Annotated in this window: 14 protein-coding genes; 7 read left to right on the top strand and 7 right to left on the bottom strand. The window is 61.6% G+C overall.

Translation table 11 applies throughout. The features are described from left to right. Positions 1–165 precede the first annotated feature (165 nt). On the bottom strand, positions 166–816 hold the full coding sequence (locus AACW18_RS17515; protein ID WP_042654711.1) for a DedA family protein: 651 nt from the start codon (positions 814–816) through the stop codon (positions 166–168). Positions 817–1,151: 335 nt separating this feature from the next. Here AACW18_RS17515 and AACW18_RS17510 point away from each other — a divergent pair, with 335 nt between their 5' ends. The 4 genes from AACW18_RS17510 to AACW18_RS17495 all read left to right on the top strand — a co-directional run bounded on the left by AACW18_RS17510 (position 1,152) and on the right by AACW18_RS17495 (position 5,157). Further along, positions 1,152–2,111: a hypothetical protein gene (locus AACW18_RS17510; RefSeq protein WP_218328187.1), complete on the top strand. Its 960-nt coding sequence runs from the start codon at positions 1,152–1,154 to the stop codon at positions 2,109–2,111. Positions 2,112–2,573: 462 nt separating this feature from the next. Further along, positions 2,574–3,098, top strand: coding sequence for a hypothetical protein (locus AACW18_RS17505; protein ID WP_218389372.1), 525 nt, complete (start codon positions 2,574–2,576; stop codon positions 3,096–3,098). A gap of 415 nt (positions 3,099–3,513) precedes the next feature. Continuing rightward, positions 3,514–4,086 carry a DUF4256 domain-containing protein gene (locus AACW18_RS17500; protein ID WP_256351929.1) on the top strand — a complete coding sequence of 191 codons (573 nt, stop codon included), beginning with the start codon at positions 3,514–3,516 and terminating at the stop codon, positions 4,084–4,086. 213 nt (positions 4,087–4,299) lie between these two features. Then, positions 4,300–5,157 (top strand): nuclease-related domain-containing protein, encoded by an 858-nt coding sequence (locus tag AACW18_RS17495; protein ID WP_218389371.1) that lies wholly within the window; start codon positions 4,300–4,302, stop codon positions 5,155–5,157. A gap of 146 nt (positions 5,158–5,303) precedes the next feature. Here AACW18_RS17495 and AACW18_RS17490 read toward each other — a convergent pair whose 3' ends face one another. The 5 genes from AACW18_RS17490 to carA form a co-directional block, all read right to left on the bottom strand. After that, positions 5,304–6,473, bottom strand: a complete 1,170-nt coding sequence (locus tag AACW18_RS17490; protein WP_218389370.1) for a DUF1615 domain-containing protein — start codon at positions 6,471–6,473, stop codon at positions 5,304–5,306. Between the two features lie 174 nt (positions 6,474–6,647). Continuing rightward, on the bottom strand, positions 6,648–7,550 hold the full coding sequence (locus AACW18_RS17485; RefSeq protein WP_218389369.1) for a GGDEF domain-containing protein: 903 nt from the start codon (positions 7,548–7,550) through the stop codon (positions 6,648–6,650). 188 nt (positions 7,551–7,738) lie between these two features. Further along, positions 7,739–9,397, bottom strand: a complete 1,659-nt coding sequence (leuA, locus tag AACW18_RS17480; RefSeq protein WP_218291880.1) for a 2-isopropylmalate synthase — start codon at positions 9,395–9,397, stop codon at positions 7,739–7,741. 544 nt (positions 9,398–9,941) lie between these two features. After that, positions 9,942–13,166 carry a carbamoyl-phosphate synthase large subunit gene (gene carB / locus AACW18_RS17475; protein ID WP_042654704.1) on the bottom strand — a complete coding sequence of 1,075 codons (3,225 nt, stop codon included), beginning with the start codon at positions 13,164–13,166 and terminating at the stop codon, positions 9,942–9,944. 18 nt (positions 13,167–13,184) lie between these two features. Continuing rightward, positions 13,185–14,321 (bottom strand): glutamine-hydrolyzing carbamoyl-phosphate synthase small subunit, encoded by a 1,137-nt coding sequence (carA, locus tag AACW18_RS17470; RefSeq protein WP_218389368.1) that lies wholly within the window; start codon positions 14,319–14,321, stop codon positions 13,185–13,187. A 66-nt stretch (positions 14,322–14,387) separates the two neighbouring features. On the opposite strand from carA, the gene AACW18_RS17465 reads away from it, so the two are divergent. Next, entirely contained in the window at positions 14,388–14,687 is a 300-nt protein-coding gene (locus tag AACW18_RS17465) for a hypothetical protein (RefSeq protein WP_218389367.1), read from the top strand. 283 nt (positions 14,688–14,970) lie between these two features. Here the strand turns inward: AACW18_RS17465 and dapB are convergent, their stop codons facing one another. Then, on the bottom strand, positions 14,971–15,783 hold the full coding sequence (dapB, locus tag AACW18_RS17460; RefSeq protein ID WP_218389366.1) for a 4-hydroxy-tetrahydrodipicolinate reductase: 813 nt from the start codon (positions 15,781–15,783) through the stop codon (positions 14,971–14,973). A gap of 313 nt (positions 15,784–16,096) precedes the next feature. Between dapB and AACW18_RS17455 the strand changes: the two genes are divergently transcribed. Further along, complete coding sequence (locus AACW18_RS17455; RefSeq protein WP_218291884.1) at positions 16,097–17,443, top strand: Na+/H+ antiporter NhaC family protein; 1,347 nt, start codon at positions 16,097–16,099, stop codon at positions 17,441–17,443. 127 nt (positions 17,444–17,570) lie between these two features. Next, positions 17,571–18,179, top strand: a complete 609-nt coding sequence (locus AACW18_RS17450; RefSeq protein ID WP_218389365.1) for a 5-formyltetrahydrofolate cyclo-ligase — start codon at positions 17,571–17,573, stop codon at positions 18,177–18,179. The last annotated feature ends 195 nt before the right edge of the window (positions 18,180–18,374 follow it).

Here is an 18,374-nt window from a genome sequence, read left to right as displayed (position 1 = left end):
TTCCGCCTCAAATGGCCTGTATTTTCATTGTGCTCGGGAGGGGAGATGGCGAGCCACCGCGATCGCCTCGCCCGCCGGCCAGACTTGCCCTCGGCCAGAGGCTGGATTGAACGCGCGCGACGAGGCAAAAGTGCGGCGGGCCAGGCGGCCCACCGCGGGGGAGGATCAGCTGGCCCGATCGCTCGAGCGCTTGCACAAGCGGAAGACGATGGTGGCGACGGCGACCACAAACAGCACGCACGAGGTCATCAGCAGGCACTTGGTCAGCAGCTCGTGATACTGGGCGAAGAAGGGAGACAGCATGACGAAGCGACCCACCAACCCCAGCACCAGGGCCCAGAGGAAGGCGCTGGCGAAGCTTGCCATCACCAGCTTGAACCTGTCCAGATGACCCACCCCCATCAGCATGGGGGTCAGCACCCTGACGAAGGGGATGAAGCGGGAGATGAACATGGCCCAGAAGCCGTATTTTTCCAGCAGACGGGTCGCCTTGGGCAGGCTGCCATCGGGGATCACCTTCTCCACCTTCTGCATGAAACGGGTGCCTTGCAGCGCCCTCCCCTGCAGATAGGCGATCAGACTGCCGCAGCCGGTCGCCAGCGGCAGATAGAGCAGCGGCACTTCCAGGCCGACCACCCCGAGCCCGACCAGGCCACCGGCCAGCAGCACCACGCTGTCGCCGGGCAGCGGCAGGAAGACGAAACTCGATTCGAGAAAGAGGATCACCACCAGGCAGGTGACGAGCAGACCCACGGCCTGCATATGAATAAGCTGTTCAAAATCCTGATGCCATATGGCATGCAGCATGTCCTGCATCTGGTCTGACTCCCGTCAACATAGTGCGAACCCGTCATGACGACCCAAGGGTCCTCACCCGGCAGTTTGTCCCTGTTGCCTCACCCCATACTTCCTGTGGGATGACCGTTATACACCGGTCGAACTGAACAAGAAATTAATGTCCGTCATGTTATGCGCACATTTCCTCGCCAAAAGGCGCACCCAGCCCTGCTGGCGCGGTGGGCGGCAGACGGCGGCGCTGCCCCGTTGGACGATAATATTGTCAGTTGACACAACGACTTGGCTGCCAAGGGGAATAAAAACCGTTACAGTGTAAAAGTTCCTCATCGGACGAGGACATCACGGAGCAAGGTATGGCGCTGATCCCCTCTTCTTACGGCAGAATTCTCTCACTGACTGGCCTCGGGCTGTTCAGCCTGGCGGCCCAGGCCAACGATGGGTCCATCATTCAGCAGCGCGCCAATGCCGTTGTCTCCCTGATGAGCTTCGCCGTGGTGCCCGACATCACCGCCAGCAACCTGGATATCGGCAGCAGCACCAATGAACAGGCGGCGCTGACCATCACCCAGCTCGGCGGCGGCGCCACCATGAGCGAGGGGTTCCCTATCTATCTGGAGGGCACCCTGGGTTACAGCCGCTACGATCCCCAGTTCGTGTTCAGCGACGGCAATGAGACGCGCACCATCCCGGTCAAGTGGAACAGCCTGAGCGCCACCGGTGGCATCGGCTGGGACTTCAGCCTGCACCGTGACCGCTGGGGCGGCAACCTGGTGCTGCGCCCCATCGGCAACTTCACCCTGGGGACAGTGGCCAGCGATCTGCGCATCGGCGCCGCCTTCATCTCTCACAAGACGGGCAAGAACCTCGATTTTCTCGACGGCGGCCGGCTCAACGTCTATGGCCTGGGGGGATCGCTGATGCTCGACTACGAGCTGTTCTCCAAGAGTCAGGACATAGATGCGGAGCTGCGCTACTCCTATCAGCAACTGCAGAGCTACTCCGGCACCGCATCCAGCGTCGCCGGCCAGGCAGAGGCGGAGAACCTGGGGCTCTATCTGCGCCGTCGCGCCCCCATGTGGGACTGGACCCTGCTGGATCGCCCGCTGCGCTATGTGCTGGAGGCGGCCCGTACCGAATACCTGGGCGAGCAGCGCGGCCTGCTCGGCTTCAACAGCCTCAACTCCCTCGGCCTCGGGCTCGAACTCGACAGCAGCAAATACGATATCTTCATCAGCCGCACCCGGCTGGTCGGCCGTTATATGTTCAGCCACAACACCAGCGGCTATTCCGTCGGGCTGGCGATGAGTTTCTAACGCAATGGCGCATTGGCCGGTCTCAATAATGGCGGCGCCGTTACGCCATTCGTAAGATGCGATTCGCCCCGGATCTCGGTGAGTGTCACCCGGCCTGCTCAGCGGAGGGACGCCATTCAATCATCCCTCGAGGCCAGGGCTCATGTTCCCCCGCCAGCAAGCAGCCATGATGGCCGACGCCGAGCCTTCGCTTGACCGTTGCGGCGTGAAGAGGGGGGCGGCCGTGGAATGGACGCCGCCCCAACACAGTCGAAACAATATCGTAAGGTGCTGATATATAGTATTTATATTTTTTCACAGGTTTTTATTTCTGCGTATTTCGTTTTATTTTACTTCTTCCCCTCGCCTGCTAGATTGAGCCCCCGACAGGATGCAATAGATGGACGAGGCCGGCCCAGTCCCCCTCGTGCACATTGATGTCATTACCCGTTTTATTAACTGCTCGCTGTTTGAGGTTACTCTATGAAAAAGACCATGATCACCCTGTCTATGTTGCTGCTCGCGGGTGTTGCCCAGGCCCAGGTTCCGGATTTCAGCGCCAGCTGCCCGGGGAATATCAAGGCCCACGCCGAGTCTGGCGTCGTCTCCATCAATGGCAAGAATGCCACCGTCAAGAAATTCAGCCCCACCTATTACGAGGCGAAGTCTGGCAAGACCACCCTCTCCATCATGAACGAGGGTGGACTGAGCATCAGCTACACCGTCAAGCACGGTGGCAACGGCATCTGCCAGACCGAGCAGGCCGCGGTAGCCAGCACGGCCCAGGCCGCCTATAACGGCAGCAACAGCCAAACCAAGCCGGCGGAAAAAGCCTGCCTGAAGGCGGTGGCCAAGGAGAGCGGTGCCGCTCAAAATACTCTGGTGATCGACTATGTGGCCGAATCCCAGGCCGCCACCGGCGTCGATATCAAGGTGGCCAACGATGCCAAACTGTGGCGCTGCGTCAGCGATGCCCAGGGTCATGTGCAGGGCATCAGCCGGGGTTAATCGCTCCTGGCGCCAGGCCATCTGACTCATGCCAGACGAATCGTCGACCCTATAGGCAAGACAACCCTTTCCAGTCAGGCCTCAGCGCCGTGCAGATCCAGGGCCCCTTTTTGGGGCTTTGTCATTTCAGGTATTCCCGCCTACTGCAGACAAGTACCGCTCCCCCTCGCGTCAACGAACCCCATCATGGATTTTGCCAACAACATTGACCACTCTCGCTCCGCAAGGCTTGCCGTTAGCGCCAGCCTGCCCCACGGCGACGACTCTGGGCCATAATCTGTCGTCAAAGACACAAGTGGATAGGGTCATGCCGCAAATGCCCCTTCACGGGACGGCCCCATGGGCGCGATGCTATGCCGTATCCACTCTTTATCCACGAGCGGCGAGACGCTCCTATCTCGGAGGACGATGGATCATGAACCCGACCAAGCAGCAGACAGAGGCACTGCTCGCCATCTTGCAGACTCGCTTTGAGGCAAACATGCACCGCCATGCCGGGCTGGCGTGGTCGGCCGTGCAAACCAGGCTGGAGGCGGCGCCCACGCAGTTGCGCTCGCTGCAGACAATGGAGGATACGGGCGGCGAGCCGGACGTCATTGGCCAGGATGAGCACGGGGCCTTCCTCTTCTGCGACTGCAGCGCAGAGAGCCCCGCCGGGCGCAGAAGCCTCTGCTATGACAGAGCGGCACTGGAGTCCAGAAAGGAGAACCGGCCGGAAGGCAGTGCCATGGAGATGGCCGCGGCCATGGGAATCGACTTGCTGACGGAGTCAGAATATAGAGCACTGCAACGGCTTGGCGGCTTCGATGCCAAGACCTCGAGCTGGGTAAAGACCCCCGCCGACATCAGACAGCTAGGTGGCGCCCTGTTCTGCGATCGCCGCTATGACCAGGTGTTCCTCTATCACAACGGCGCCCAGTCTTACTACGCCGCCAGAGGCTTTCGCGGCCTGTTGCGGATCCAGGTACAAATCTGCGACAACGGCTGAGCCGGTTAAAGAGCGGCACCTCGAGCATTGGGATCAAACTAGGCATGCCTCCAGATAGACTGGCTATTTACCCGCTATATTCCACCAGTCACCACTTCTTGTAGCCGGTAAACGGGACGATACCTTCCGGGCTATCCAGGATATCCCAAGTGCCGCAGCCTGATTACTATCGAGGCTTAACCCTTAAGCAAGCTCCCATGGAGAGTCGATGAAATGGACTTCACTCCCGTCATTACCTTGCTGCTTGCTCAGCTCTGGTATCTGCTGCCACTGTTACTGATTGCCACCGTGATAAAAACCCCCTGGTTCAAGGGGATGGTGGGGGAATGGTTTCTCAATCTCTCGATCCGGCTATTTCTCGACAAGCGAGACTACCGACTACTCAAGAACCTGACCCTGCCGACCGAAGATGGCTCCACCCAGATCGATCACATCATCGTCTCCCGCTACGGGGTCTTCGTGATTGAAACCAAGAATATGAAGGGGTGGATCTTCGGTAATCCTGCACACAAGCACTGGACTCAGCAGATCTACCGCCGCAAGCACAGCTTCCAGAACCCCCTGCACCAGAACTACAAACATGTGATGACGCTCAAGTCCCTGCTGGGGCTGGCGGACCATCAACTCCATTCGGTGGTCTACTTTATCGGCGATTGTACCTTCAAGACGCCGATGCCGGAGAATGTGCTCAACCGCGGCCTTACTCCCTACATCAAGAGCAAAACCACCCAGCTATTGCGCCAGGACGAAGTGGATAGGATCGTCGATACCATCCAGCGAGGGCGATTGGCCGCCAACTGGCAGACTCATAAACAACATGTGGCACGGCTCAAGGCACGCCATGGCATGGCCCCCATAAAATCCGTGGCACGCAATACATCCTCAGTTGACCATGACAAACGCACCTCTGAGCCAGGCACTATCGAGACCGTCCATGCCGTCCCCGCATGTCCTAAATGCGGCAACCCCATGATCTTGCGTACCGCCAGTCGAGGGGAAAATAAGGGCAACCCGTTTTGGGGTTGTAGCGGCTATCCAAAGTGCAGAGGCATTGTCTCGTCCTCACCTTAGTGACGCTGTCTGAAAGCCAACTGCCTGAACATAGAGAGAGTCATCGCCTCCAACACCCTTGAGCCAACAGACACTCTGCGTTGCTCAAGAGCTACCCCAACAAAAACAAGGGCGGCCATTGGCCGCCCTTGTTTTCCCTTATGTGGTCATTGAATGGCCGCCATGCGCTTGACACACCTCTGCTCCCTGTCATCCACCCGCTTGGCGAACCAGGCGGTGGTGAGGTTGCGAGTGATCTTGGGGCTCTTGAGCTGGATGCCGGGCAGCACGGCGCGGGGTTGCCGCTTGCCAGCCTGCTGGTCGGCCAGGGTGAAGATCCTGTGGTAGAGGTCGGTCTGGGCAAACTCGGCGCTGTCCCCTGTGCGCAGGCTCTGGTGGATCGCCTGCTTGCTCATGTTGATCCGGCTGGCGATGCCGTGGACCGCGAGCTCGGTGTTGCCGGGCTGGTCGGAGTCGTAGCGGATGAGATCCCCATCCAGCGCCAGGGTCTTGCCGCTCACCCGGCTGACGGCGGCCTGGAAGGCGGCGTTGCGGCTCGCGTACCAGCCGGCATTGAAGTCGGCGAAGCGATAGAGGGTATCAGGGTAATCGGCGGGGTAGCCGAAGATGTGCTTGGTGCCAAACCAGATGCCGCCACGGCGGGTGAAGACTTCGTGACGGATGCTCTCCTTGACGGAATAGGGGTAGCCCCGGACGTTGGCCTCGGCGAAGGCGATGCTGACCTGCATGGGGCCGCCGGTGTGCACCGGATTCATGTTGCCAAACAGGGTCTTGCCCATGGGCACAGTGCCTATCATGTCCTCGAATATCAGGCTCATCTCCCGCTCGGTGCGCAACTTGTCGATGCGCTCTGCGTAGGACTTGCCGGTGGGGGACTCGATGCCGAGGGCCGTGCGCACCACAAACTCGGGGATCAGCAGCTTGGCCGCCCGCCGGTTGATCTCCTTCCAGGCGATCTTGCCAAGGCCGGGCACCACGGGATCCGCCTGGTAGGTCGCCTCCTGCTCCGCCACCGCCAGCACGCTGCAGACGTTGTGATCGCTCACCGCTATGCCCTGGGTCGAGAGTGCGGTCACCACGTCATTGGCCCAGCCCTGCTTGTCGGACACGTTGGCGGGCAGGAAGCGCACTATGCGGCTCTTCATGTCGGCCGGCTTGCGCGGTTGCATGGCCTTGGGTTGTTTGGCCTGTTGCTGAGCGCTGGCGGCGTCCTGCGCCGGGGCCGTCGGCTCGCTGGCACAGCCCGCCAGCAAGGCGGCCATCAGCAGCGGCAGGGCGACCAGGCGCCCCGTGGAGAAGGAGGAGAGAGGGATCATGAAGGCTTCCGCTAAAGAGACAAGGCGCCGGGCGGCTCGCGCATCATCGATGCAAGGGGGCCCCGAACGCAAACAGGCGGCCATTGTAGTGGATCGGGTGGGCAATCTGAAGGCAGCCGTTCAATCGCGTCCATTTTCGGCTGCCCGCCCCACGGCACCTGCCAGGGCCCGTCGTCACGCCAGCTCAACCCGGTTGCGACCCAGGTGCTTGGCCCGATAGAGGGCGAGATCGGTGCGCCGGAAAAGGGCTTCGACAGCCTCCCCGGCATGGCAGACACCGACGGCTATGCTCACGGTAAACCGCACCCCGTCCCCCGAGACCAGCGCCTCGGTGGCGCGCCTCATCTGCTCCGCCAGGGCATGGGCCTGCTCGGCCGGGGTGCCGGGCAGCCAGAGGGCAAACTCCTCCCCGCCCAGCCGCGCCACCACCCCATTCGGCGGACAGTGCTGGCGCAGCAGGCAGCCGAACTCCCGCAACACGTTGTCACCTATGCCGTGGCCATAACGATCATTGATCTGCTTGAAGTGATCCAGATCCAGCAGCAGCAGCGGGGTCCCCGCCTCGGCACGGGCCTCCAGCACGGAGCGAAACGAGCGGCGATTGGAGAGCCCGGTCAGTTCATCCGACATGGCCAGCGACGCCAGCCTAAGGTGGGTGCAGTGCATCTGTTGCAGCAACAGCAGCACTCCCCAGGCCGTGGCCAGCATGCCGAGGGAGCGCAGGCTGTCTTCGACCATGGAGAGCCACCAGGGCTGGAAGTAGGCCTCGTCCATCACATCGATGGCCCCCGAGACGAGCCACACCCCCAGGCCGGCAGAGAGGAAGAAGTAGGTCTTGCTGGAGATCTGGGCGCACTGCACGACCCAGAACATGAACAGCAGGGTCACCACGTTGATGGCCTCGGCCAGGGCACCTATGGTGCGCAGATGATTCTGCACCAGCCTGTCGAAACAGTAGGCATCCAGGCTGGCGACCAGCAGCAAGGAGCCCAGCAGGGCAAGGAGGACGCAGCGGCGGCAGGGGGAGAGGGAAAACAGTCTGGCCGGGTGTATGGATAAACTGGGGAGAGTCTTCATCGTCTTTCTGGCTCCTGAACGTCACTGTCCCTATCCCGATGCGACCGCTTTCGGACCGCCAGGCCAGTGCCCATTGTGAGCCGATATTTCCATAAAAAACAATCCCCTCACCACAGGGGTGAGGGGAACTGTGAGCGAGGCGAGGATGCGCTGCGCCGGGTCATGCCACGGGCACCCTCCCCATGACCTCAGGCACTCTGCCGCAGGGCACGGATCTGGGCCGCCCCATTGATCACCGCCTGCAGGGAGGCGTTGACCACGTCGCGGCCGATGGCGACCCCGCACATCCGTACGCCATCGACGCTGAGCAGCACATAGGCGGCGGCGCGGGACTCGGTGCCGGCAGAGAGGGCATGCTCCGAGTAGTCGAGCACGTCTATGTGCATCCCGGTCTGGCGCTCCCAGCCGTTGACCAGCGCGGTGATGGCCCCCTCCCCCTCGCCACACAGCTGCAGCGTGCCGTCCGGGGTCTGCAACTCCAGGCGCAGGCTCTCCTGGCTGTCGTGACCGAGCTGGAAGCGGCCGATGCGATAGCCGTGCAGCGGCTCGAGGTAATGCTGCTCGAACAGGGCGCGGATCTGCTCCGGGCTGATCTCGCTGCTGCTCGCCTCCGCCTGGGCCTGCACCCGGCGGCTGAAGTCAATTTGCAGCCAGCGCGGCAGTTGCAGGCCGAGATCTCGCTCCAGCAGGTAGGTGACGCCCCCCTTGCCGGACTGGCTGTTGATGCGGATCACCGCCTCGTAGCTGCGGCCGAGGTCTGCGGGATCGATCGGCAGGTAGGCCACATCCCAGAAGGCATCGGGTTTGGGGGCCGCCAGGGACTTGCGGATCGCATCCTGATGGCTGCCGGAAAACGCCGTGTAGACCAGCTCGCCGGCATAGGGGTGGCGCGGGTGCAGGGCTATCTGGGTGCAGGCGCCCACGGTGGCGACGATGGCATCCATGTCAGACAAGTCCAGCTCGGGATCTATGCCCTGGCTGTAGAGGTTCATGGCCATGGTGACTATGTCCATGTTGCCGGTGCGCTCGCCGTTGCCGAGCAGGGTCCCCTCGATGCGATCGGCCCCCGCCAGCACCGCCAGCTCGGCGGCGGCCACGCCGCAGCCCCTGTCGTTGTGGGTGTGGATGGAGATGCTCACCTCGGGGCGCGCCTTGAGGTGGCGGCAGAACCACTCCACCTGATCCGCGAACACGTTGGGGGTGCTCACCTCGACCGTGGCGGGCAAGTTGAGGATCATGGGGCGGGCGGCGGACCGCCACTCGTCGATCACCGCGTCACACACCTCCACCGCGAACTCCACCTCTGTGCTGCTGAAACTCTCGGGGGAATATTGGAAACTCCACTCGGTGCCGGGGTTGCGCGCCGCATGCTCGCGTACCCAGCGCGCCCCCTGCACGGCGATGGCCTTGACCCCCTCGCGCCCGCTGTTGAACACATAGTTGCGCTGGGTCGGGTTGACCGAGTTGTAGACGTGGACGATGGCGCGCCTGGCCCCCTTGAGCGCCTCGAAGGTGCGGGCGATCAGATCCTCGCGGGCCTGCACCAACACCTGTATGGTCACGTCGTCCGGGATCAGGTTGCGCTCGATAAGCTCGCGCACGAAGTCGAAATCGGGCTGGGAGGCGGCCGGGAAACCCACCTCGATATGCTTGAAGCCCACATGGACCATCAGCGCCCACATCTGCAGCTTCTGGGCCACCGTCATGGGTTCGACCAGCGCCTGGTTGCCGTCGCGCAAGTCCACGGCGCACCAGAGCGGCGCCTGCGTCATCACCCGGTTGGGCCATTGACGGTCCGCCAAGGCGATGACGGGAGCGGGGCGGTATTTGCGGTGATCGAAGCTCATATTCAGATTCCCTTGGCTGATGTCCTTGAGGCGCGGCGCCGTTGCTGGCGATGACGGTGAGCAACGACGCGACTGAGCAGACGGGGTAAGGAGGGGGAAGCGGGTTGGCGCGGTAACGCTGGCCCTGACGGTTGCGTGGGTGGTAACCCCACAACCGGTTTCCTGTGGCCCTTCTTGATAAGAGGGGCCGGCCTGCGCTGCCGGATAAGCAGCTGGCCCTGATCCTCGCACCCCGCTGTTGCAGGCGCAGACGACCTTATGTGATGAGAAACCAGTATATAGAGGCGGGTCGGGTGAGTGATTGCAAAGATTGCGAACAAAAGCCGCCAGCACGCAATAATTATCAATTTAATGCAAATTAAAGGGCGCATCTCTCCCGTCAATAACGATATTGCCTCTCCCCTGCTCACCTCCGCCTCCATGCCAGAGGCTGACCAGCCCGGCCAAAAAACAAAAACCCCGCCATCGCTGGCGGGGTTTTTCAGGGTTCGCGTGTCTTGTGCAAAGAAGGAGGGGAGACTCCCCTGCCCTTGTTGCGCAATCCTTAGCGGTTTTTCACCTTCTGGTGCAACTCTTGTACCGAGTTCACGTTGGCGGTGGCATCGACGCTGATGGCCATGCAGGTGGCGAACGCCTCATTCAGGGTGGTGGTATAAGCCACCTTGTGCTGCAAGGCCGCGCGGCGCAGCTGCTTGGAGTCCTGGATCGCCACCCGCCCTTCGGCTGTGTTGACGATGTAGGTGTACTCGCCATTCTTGATGCGGTCCAGGATGTGCGGGCGACCCTCGTGCACCTTGTTGACCAGGCGCGGGTTGATGCTCGCCTCACCCAGGGCGACGGCGGTGCCGTGGGTGGCATCCAGCTCATAGCCCAGCTCCAGCAGCTTGGCGGCGAGATCAACGACCTGCGCCTTGTCGCTGTGACGCACGGACAGCAGGGCGCGACCCTCCTTCGGCACGGCGTGGCTGGCACCCAGCTGGGCCTTGGCATAGGCCTCGGCGAAGCTGCTGCCCACCCCCATCACCTCACCGGTAGAGCGCATCTCTGGCCCCAGCAGCGGATCCACGCCCGGGAACTTGGCGAAGGGCAGTACCACCTCTTTCACCGAGTAGTAAGGCGGGATGATCTCGGTGGTAAAGCCCTGGGATTGCAGGGACTGACCAGCCATGACACGGGCGGCGATCTTGGCCAGCGGCGCCCCTGTCGCCTTGGAGACGAAGGGCACGGTACGGGCGGCGCGCGGGTTCACCTCGATGAGGTAGATGTCGTTTTCCTTGACCGCGAACTGCACGTTCATCAAGCCCACCACGCCGAGCTCCAGCGCCAATTTCCGTACCTGCTCGCGCATCTCGTCCTGAATTTTCTTGGACAAGGTGTAGGGCGGCAGGGAACAACCCGAGTCACCGGAGTGAATACCGGCCTGCTCTATGTGCTCCATGATGCCGCCGATGACCACATCGACGCCGTCGCAGATGGCGTCCACGTCCACCTCGGTGGCGTCATCCAGGAAGCGGTCAAGCAGCACTGGCGATTCGTTGGAGACGCTCACCGCCTCGGCGAAGTAGCGGCGCAGGTCGGTCTCGTCATAGACGATCTCCATGGCGCGGCCACCCAGCACGTAGGAGGGGCGCACCACCAGCGGGTAGGTGATCCGCTCGGCGGTCAGTACCGCCTGTTCCAGGTTGGTGACTGTGCCGTTTTCCGGCTGCTTGAGGCCGAGGCGCTCGACCGCAGACTGGAAACGCTCGCGGTCTTCGGCGCGGTCGATGGCATCCGGGCTGGTACCGATGACAGGCACGCCGTTCGCTTCCAATGCCCGAGCAAGCTTGAGCGGGGTCTGGCCGCCGTACTGCACGATGACGCCCTTGGGCTTCTCGATGCGCACGATTTCCAGCACGTCTTCCAGGGTCACCGGCTCGAAGTAGAGGCGGTCTGAGGTGTCGTAGTCGGTGGAGACGGTCTCCGGGTTGCAGTTGACCATGATGGTCTCGTAACCGTCTTCGCGCAGGGCCAGTGCCGCGTGCACGCAGCAGTAGTCGAACTCGATGCCCTGACCGATACGGTTCGGGCCGCCGCCGATGATCATGATCTTGTCACGATTGGTCGGGGCCGCCTCGCACTCCTCGTCATAGCTGGAGTACATGTAGGCGGTGTTGGTGGCGAACTCGGCCGCGCAGGTATCGACCCGCTTGTAGATAGGGAAGATGTTGTGGCGGGCACGCAACTTGCGCACCTCGCCCTCGGCCACGCCGAGGATCTTGGCCAGCCGTGCGTCGGCGAAGCCCTTGCGCTTCAAGGCGCGCAGGAAGTCGGCATCGAGCCCGGCCATGCCGCGTTCTCTCACCTGCTCTTCCAGCTTGATGAGATCTTCTATCTGCACCAGGAACCAGGGGTCAATCTTGGTCAGCTTGAAGATGCCGTCCATGGAGAGACCGGCGCGGAACGCATCGGCGATGTACCAGATCCGGTCGCAGCCGGCATCCTGCAGCTCGTGACGGATGCGGGTCAGGGAGTCAGGGGCATTGAGGTCGACCATGGGGTCGAAGCCGGTCTTGCCGGTCTCGAGGCTGCGCAGCGCCTTGTGCAGGGACTCCTGGAAGTTGCGGCCTATGGCCATCACTTCACCGACCGATTTCATCTGGGTGGTGAGACGGTCGTTGGCGCCGGCAAACTTCTCAAAGTTGAAGCGCGGCACCTTGGTGACCACGTAGTCGATGGCCGGCTCGAAGGAGGCCGGGGTGCGACCGCCGGTGATGTCGTTCATCAGCTCGTCCAGGGTGTAACCGATGGCGAGCTTGGCGGCGATCTTGGCGATGGGGAAACCGGTCGCCTTGGAGGCCAGCGCGGAGGAGCGGGACACCCGCGGGTTCATCTCGATGATGACCATGCGGCCATCTTTCGGGTTGATGCCGAACTGGACGTTGGAGCCACCGGTCTCGACCCCGATCTCGCGCAGTATCGCCATGGAGGCGTTGCGCATGATCTGGAACTCCTTGTCGGTCAGCGTCTGGGCTGGCGCGACCGTGATGGAGTCACCGGTGTGGATGCCCATGGGGTCGAAGTTTTCGATGGTGCAGACGATGATGCAGTTGTCGTTGCGATCCCGCACCACTTCCATCTCGTACTCTTTCCAGCCGATCAGCGACTCATCGATGAGCAGCTCCTTGGTCGGCGAGAGATCCAGACCGCGCTCGCAGATCTCGACGAACTCTTCGGTGTTGTAGGCGATGCCGCCACCGGAGCCACCCATGGTGAAGGAGGGACGGATGATGCAGGGGAAGCCGACCATCTGCTGCACGCCCCAGGCCTCTTCCATATTGTGGGCGATGCCGGCGCGCGGGCACTCCAGACCGATGCTCTTCATGGCGATGTCGAAGCGACGGCGATCTTCCGCCTTGTCGATGGCGTCGGCGGTGGCACCGATCATCTCGACACCGAACTCGGCCAGCACGCCGTGCTTCTCCAGATCCAGCGCGCAGTTCAGCGCGGTCTGGCCACCCATGGTGGGCAGCACGGCATCCGGACGCTCTTTCTTGATGATCTCGCGCACCACTTCCCAGGTGATGGGCTCGATGTAGGTGGCATCGGCCATCTCGGGGTCGGTCATGATGGTGGCCGGGTTGGAGTTCACCAGGATGACACGGTAACCCTCCTCGCGCAGGGCCTTGCAGGCCTGGGCGCCGGAGTAGTCGAATTCGCAGGCCTGACCGATGACGATGGGGCCGGCGCCGAGGATCAGAATGCTCTGTAGGTCGTTACGTTTTGGCATGGTCTCTCTCTTTTCCTCTTAGGCGCGATACTGCTTGATCAATTCAATAAAGTGGTCGAACAGACCGGCACAGTCGTGCGGGCCCGGGCTCGCCTCGGGGTGACCCTGGAAGCTGAAGGCCGGACGGTCGGTGCGGTGGATGCCTTGCAGCGACCCGTCGAACAGGGAGACGTGAGTGGCGCGCAGGCAATCCGGCAGATTGTGCTCATCGACCGCGAAACCGTGGTTCTGGGCGGTGATCATCACGGTATTGTCATCCAGGCTCTTCACCGGGTGGTTGGCACCGTGGTGGCCGAACTTCATCTTCATCGTCTTGGCACCTGAGGCCAGACCCAGCAGCTGGTGACCCAGGCAGATACCAAACACCGGGGTGTTGGTATTGAGGAAGGCCTTGATGGCCTCGATGGCGTAGTCGCAGGGCTCGGGATCACCCGGGCCGTTGGAGAGGAAGATGCCATCCGGATTCATCGCCAGCACCTCGGCAGCCGGGGTCTTGGCCGGCACCACTGTCAGGCGGCAGCCACGGTCCACCAGCATGCGCAAAATGTTGCGCTTGACGCCAAAGTCGTAGGCCACCACGTGGTATTTGAGCTCATCGGCCGCCGGGGTGATGTGCCCCTTGCCGAGATGCCAGCTGCCTTCGGTCCAGGCGTAGGCTTCGCTAACCGTCACTTCCTTGGCCAGATCCATCCCCTTGAGACCGGGGAAGGCGCGCGCCTGCTCGAGGGCGAACACTTCATCAGCCTGCTTGCCGGCCAGGATGCAACCGGCCTGGGCACCCTTCTCGCGCAGGATGCGGGTCAGTTTGCGGGTGTCGATGTCGGCGATGCCAACGATGTTGTGAAACTTGAGGTAATCGGAGAGGGATTGCTGACTGCGGAAATTGGAGGCAAGTATCGGAAGGTCCCGGATGATCAATCCCTGTGCGTGGATTTGACTGGACTCTTCATCTTCGCTGTTGGTGCCGGTGTTGCCTATATGAGGATAAGTGAGGGTGACTATCTGACGGGAATAAGAGGGATCGGTGAGGATTTCCTGATAGCCCGTCATCGACGTATTGAAAACCACTTCACCAACGGAACATCCCTCGGCGCCTATCGACACGCCTTTGAACACAGTTCCATCTTCCAGCACTAGCAATGCAGTGTGATTCAAGACAACCTCCAGTTATTTAGCTTTAAATTCAGCAATTTACCTGGGTGTTGCGGGTCCGGACGCTGTTTGAAACAGGGCTCAAACCCGGCAGATTTCTGGCAAATTGGGCGCATTCTACTTAAAAACGATCGCATTTCAACGTCTTTTCTCGTTTTAAATGCATCTAAATTCAATAAAAAAGCAACATTACCCATTATCTATGCACTTGATTGCTTTGCAACCCCCTCCCACAAAAGAAAAGCCAAAACCTGCTACAAAAGCGGCACCCTGTGCCACTCAACGTACAAAAATCAACATTTAACCCCTATAAAACAATGCTTTGTGATTTACAAAAAAAACTCACCAGACCTTAAACAGGCCATTTAATGGCAGAAGATTGGCTGATAAAAATAGAAAACGTTTTTCTGGTTTTGAATTTTTAGTCTTTTTTGCGTCATGTAAAAAATGCGGGTACAGGGGAGATTGAGACCCTATCCCGTTACCCTTTGATGACATCTGCGCAATGAGGGCGGGAGGGGGATTTGATAAAGGTGGGATTTAGACTGATTCGAATAAAAATCGATGTGTAACCATCATTTATACAAAAAGGTACAAAAAACCCCGGCGCACCGGGGTTTGGCAAGATCTCGCGCGTAGCGCGCCCGGCCCCTTACTTCAGGTTGAGCACATCCTGCATGTCGTAGAGTCCGGCGGCTTGGCTCCTGAGCCACTTGCCCGCCCGCACGGCACCATTGGCGAAGGTGAGACGGCTGGAGGCCTTGTGGCTGATCTCCACCCGTTCGCCGATATCGGCGAACATGACGGTGTGCTCCCCCACCAGATCGCCGGCGCGAATGGTGGCAAAGCCGATGGTGTTGCGATCCCGCTCGCCGGTGATGCCTTCGCGGCCATAGACGGCGCACTCTTTCAGGTCACGTCCGAGCGTCCTGGCCACCACCTCCCCCATGGAGAGCGCGGTGCCGGACGGTGCATCCACCTTGTGCCTGTGGTGCCCCTCGATGATCTCGATGTCGGTGTAGTCCCCCATCACCTTGGCGGCCTGCTCCAGCAGCTTGAACACCAGGTTGACACCCACCGAGTAGTTGGAGGCGAATACGATGCCAATCTGGCTGCCGGCCTGTTTCAGGGCAGCCTTGCCGGCCTCGTCGAAGCCGGTGGTGCCGATCACCATCTGCTTGTGGTGCGCCTGGGCGAACGCCAGGTTGGCCAGGGTCACCTCGGGGCGGGTGAAGTCGATGATGAGATCGAAGTCATCGCGCACCTTGTCCAGGCTGTCGCTGATGCTCACCCCAAGCTTGCCGAGCCCGTTGAGCTCACCGGCATCGAGCCCTATCACGGCAGAGCCCGGCCGCTCCAGCGCCGCACCGACCACGGCGCCCTCGGCGTTGGTGATGGCCTCCAGCAGCACCTTGCCCATACGACCATTACAGCCCATCACGGCCACACGGATCGGATTGTCCATCTCCACCCTCTCATCTGTTTTTATGGAAAGATGACCGTTTTACCAGCCTGAGCACCCTTTGAAAAGCCCGGCGTGGCCGTCGTTATGACACCGACGAATAGACAGCATTTTTAATAAAATCCGAATATCAAACAGGTTTAATTAAAAACACAGAATCACAACACAAAAACAGTTATCCATCTGGACGTCTATCTTGACCGACAGGCCCCGACTCACTACTGTGGGCGCCCCATAGCGGCAGGAAGCCCGCCACGCTCACCCATTATCCGGGCTGGCTGCGACAGGGAGGTCATGTTCAACCACAGAGGAACACATGATCCAGACCCAACCCAGTGCCAGAGCCCTGCTGCCCCTCCTGGTCTTTCTCGCTCTCTTCATCGGTACCGGTACCTGGCTCACCCTGCAGGGGGTCGAATTCGCCTTCTATCAACTGCCCGCCCCCGTGGCCGCCCTGCCCGCCGTCATGCTGGCGCTGATGCTGGGCAAGGAAGGCTTCAACCGCAATCTGGAGACCTTCTTCAAGGGGGTGGGTGACAGCAACATCATGGCCATGTGCCTCATCTATCTGCTGGCGGGCGCCTTCGCCACCGTGGCCAAGGCCACCGGAGGGGTGGATGCCACTGTCGCGCTGGGCCTCTCCCTGATCCCCGGCTGGTTCCTGCTGCCCGGTCTGTTCCTCATCTCGGCCTTCATTGCCACCGCCATGGGCACCTCCATGGGCACCATAGGGGCAGTGGCACCGGTGGCGCTCGGGGTCGCCCAGGCGACCGGCATCGATCCCGTGCTGATGGCGGGCACCATCCTCTCCGGCGCCATGTTTGGCGATAACCTCTCCATCATCTCCGACACCACCATAGCCGCGACCCGCAGCCAGGGCTGCGAGATGAAGGACAAGTTTCGCGAGAACGTCAAGATTGCCGCCCCCGCCGCCGTGCTGGTGATCCTGCTCTACCTGCTGCTGGGCTCCACCGGGGAGGCCCCCGCCGCCACCGCCAGCGCTGACTTGTTCAAGGTGATGCCCTACCTGCTGATCCTAGTGCTGGCGCTGGCTGGCATGAACGTGTTCGTGGTACTGGGGCTGGGCATCCTGGCCGCTGGCGCAGTCGGCATGATCAGCGGTTATCCCCTCGGTCAGTTCAGCAAGGATATCTATCAGGGCTTCACCAGCATGCAGGAGATCTTCCTGCTCTCCATGCTGATCGGCGGCCTCGGTGCCCTGATGGAGCGCCAGGGTGGGCTGGCCTGGATCAGCGCCCGCATCGCCGCCCTCATCGCGCGCTTCACCCGTGCGCACGATGGCGAGCAGAACGAGAAGGCGGCCGAGCTCGGCATCGCCGGGGTGGTGGGGCTGACCAACCTCTGCACCGCCAACAATACGGTGGCCATCATAGTCGCCAGCAAGGTGGCACGGGATCTGGCCGAGCAGCACGGCGTCACCCCGCGCCGCGCCGCCTCCATGCTGGATATCTTCTCCTGCGTGGTGCAAGGCTTAATCCCCTGGGGCGCCCAAGCGCTGCTGCTCGGCTCCATCTTCGCACTGTCGCCGCTCTCGGTGGTGAGCATGAGCTTCTACCCCATGGCGCTGGCGCTGGCCGCCATAGTGGCGGTGTTCGTCAAGCACCAGCTGCGCGCGGCGGCCGAGCCGTCAACACAGGCCTAAGCCACCTCCCCTGGCCGGGCACGCGCCCTGCGTGTCCGGCCAGATGCCAACCTGTCCCCTCCCGCTTTTCATCCCGTTTTGCCCTTGTTAAGGTAGCCTCAGAGCCCAACCCCTCACAGGAGCCCCCATGCCAGATCATCAGCCCGAGCATCCCGATGAGCGACAGAGTCTGCGTCAACTCATCCGCCAACGCAGAAAGAGCCTGAGTCAGGCCGAGCAACAGGCGGCGGCCCAGCAGCTGGTCCTTCGCTTCCAGCAGCATACCGAGATCCTGGCGGCCAGACGCATCGCGCTCTATCTGGCCAACGACGGTGAACTCGATCCCCTGCCGACCATTCACTGGCTCTGGGCCCAGCAAAAAGAGGTGTTCCTGCCGGTGCTGCACCCCTTCACCCCGGGTCACCTGCTGTTCCAGCGCTATACCCCCACCAGCCCCATGACCCACAACCGCTACGGCATCGCCGAGCCCGAGCTCGACATGCTGCAGGTGGTGCCCCACAGCAAGCTCGACCTTATTTGTACCCCGCTGGTGGCCTTCGACGCCGAGGGCAACCGGCTCGGCATGGGGGGCGGCTATTACGATCGCACCCTCGCCTGCTGGCACGAGCACCGGCTCGGCCCCAAGCCCCTCGGCCTCGCCCACGACTGCCAGCAGGTGGATGCCGTGCCGCAGGAGCAGTGGGACGTGCCGCTGCCCGAGATCATCACCCCCGCCCGGCGCTGGCAGTTCTCCTGACTCGACCGGCGCCTCCTTGGCCCGGCCGGCGCCGGGCGAATGCGGCCAACAGCGGCCCGGCTGATGCCCTCAGTCGCCGTCGGCCGCATTTGCTCGCCGCTATGACCAATAAACAGGCAAACGATTTACATCTTGGGGCTTTTTGGCCCGGAACGTGAGCGCCAAGGTCGCTCTGGGGCGGATGCTTGGATATAA

The organism is Aeromonas sp. sia0103, from assembly GCF_963895295.1.
GTDB lineage: Bacteria > Pseudomonadota > Gammaproteobacteria > Enterobacterales > Aeromonadaceae > Aeromonas > Aeromonas encheleia.
Note: the sequence above shows the minus strand (reverse complement) of the source record. Positions and strands in the feature narration are given on the sequence as shown.

What these genes read in the sequence shown, in the direction of transcription:
- AACW18_RS17515 (WP_042654711.1), bottom strand. Translation starts at nt 816, where the DNA reads ATGCAGGACATGCTGCATGCCATATGGCATCAGGATTTTGAACAGCTT.
- AACW18_RS17510 (WP_218328187.1), top strand. Translation starts at nt 1,152, where the DNA reads ATGGCGCTGATCCCCTCTTCTTACGGCAGAATTCTCTCACTGACTGGC.
- AACW18_RS17505 (WP_218389372.1), top strand. Translation starts at nt 2,574, where the DNA reads ATGAAAAAGACCATGATCACCCTGTCTATGTTGCTGCTCGCGGGTGTT.
- AACW18_RS17500 (WP_256351929.1), top strand. Translation starts at nt 3,514, where the DNA reads ATGAACCCGACCAAGCAGCAGACAGAGGCACTGCTCGCCATCTTGCAG.
- AACW18_RS17495 (WP_218389371.1), top strand. Translation starts at nt 4,300, where the DNA reads ATGGACTTCACTCCCGTCATTACCTTGCTGCTTGCTCAGCTCTGGTAT.
- AACW18_RS17490 (WP_218389370.1), bottom strand. Translation starts at nt 6,473, where the DNA reads ATGATCCCTCTCTCCTCCTTCTCCACGGGGCGCCTGGTCGCCCTGCCG.
- AACW18_RS17485 (WP_218389369.1), bottom strand. Translation starts at nt 7,550, where the DNA reads ATGAAGACTCTCCCCAGTTTATCCATACACCCGGCCAGACTGTTTTCC.
- leuA (WP_218291880.1), bottom strand. Translation starts at nt 9,397, where the DNA reads ATGAGCTTCGATCACCGCAAATACCGCCCCGCTCCCGTCATCGCCTTG.
- carB (WP_042654704.1), bottom strand. Translation starts at nt 13,166, where the DNA reads ATGCCAAAACGTAACGACCTACAGAGCATTCTGATCCTCGGCGCCGGC.
- dapB (WP_218389366.1), bottom strand. Translation starts at nt 15,783, where the DNA reads ATGGACAATCCGATCCGTGTGGCCGTGATGGGCTGTAATGGTCGTATG.
- AACW18_RS17455 (WP_218291884.1), top strand. Translation starts at nt 16,097, where the DNA reads ATGATCCAGACCCAACCCAGTGCCAGAGCCCTGCTGCCCCTCCTGGTC.
- AACW18_RS17450 (WP_218389365.1), top strand. Translation starts at nt 17,571, where the DNA reads ATGCCAGATCATCAGCCCGAGCATCCCGATGAGCGACAGAGTCTGCGT.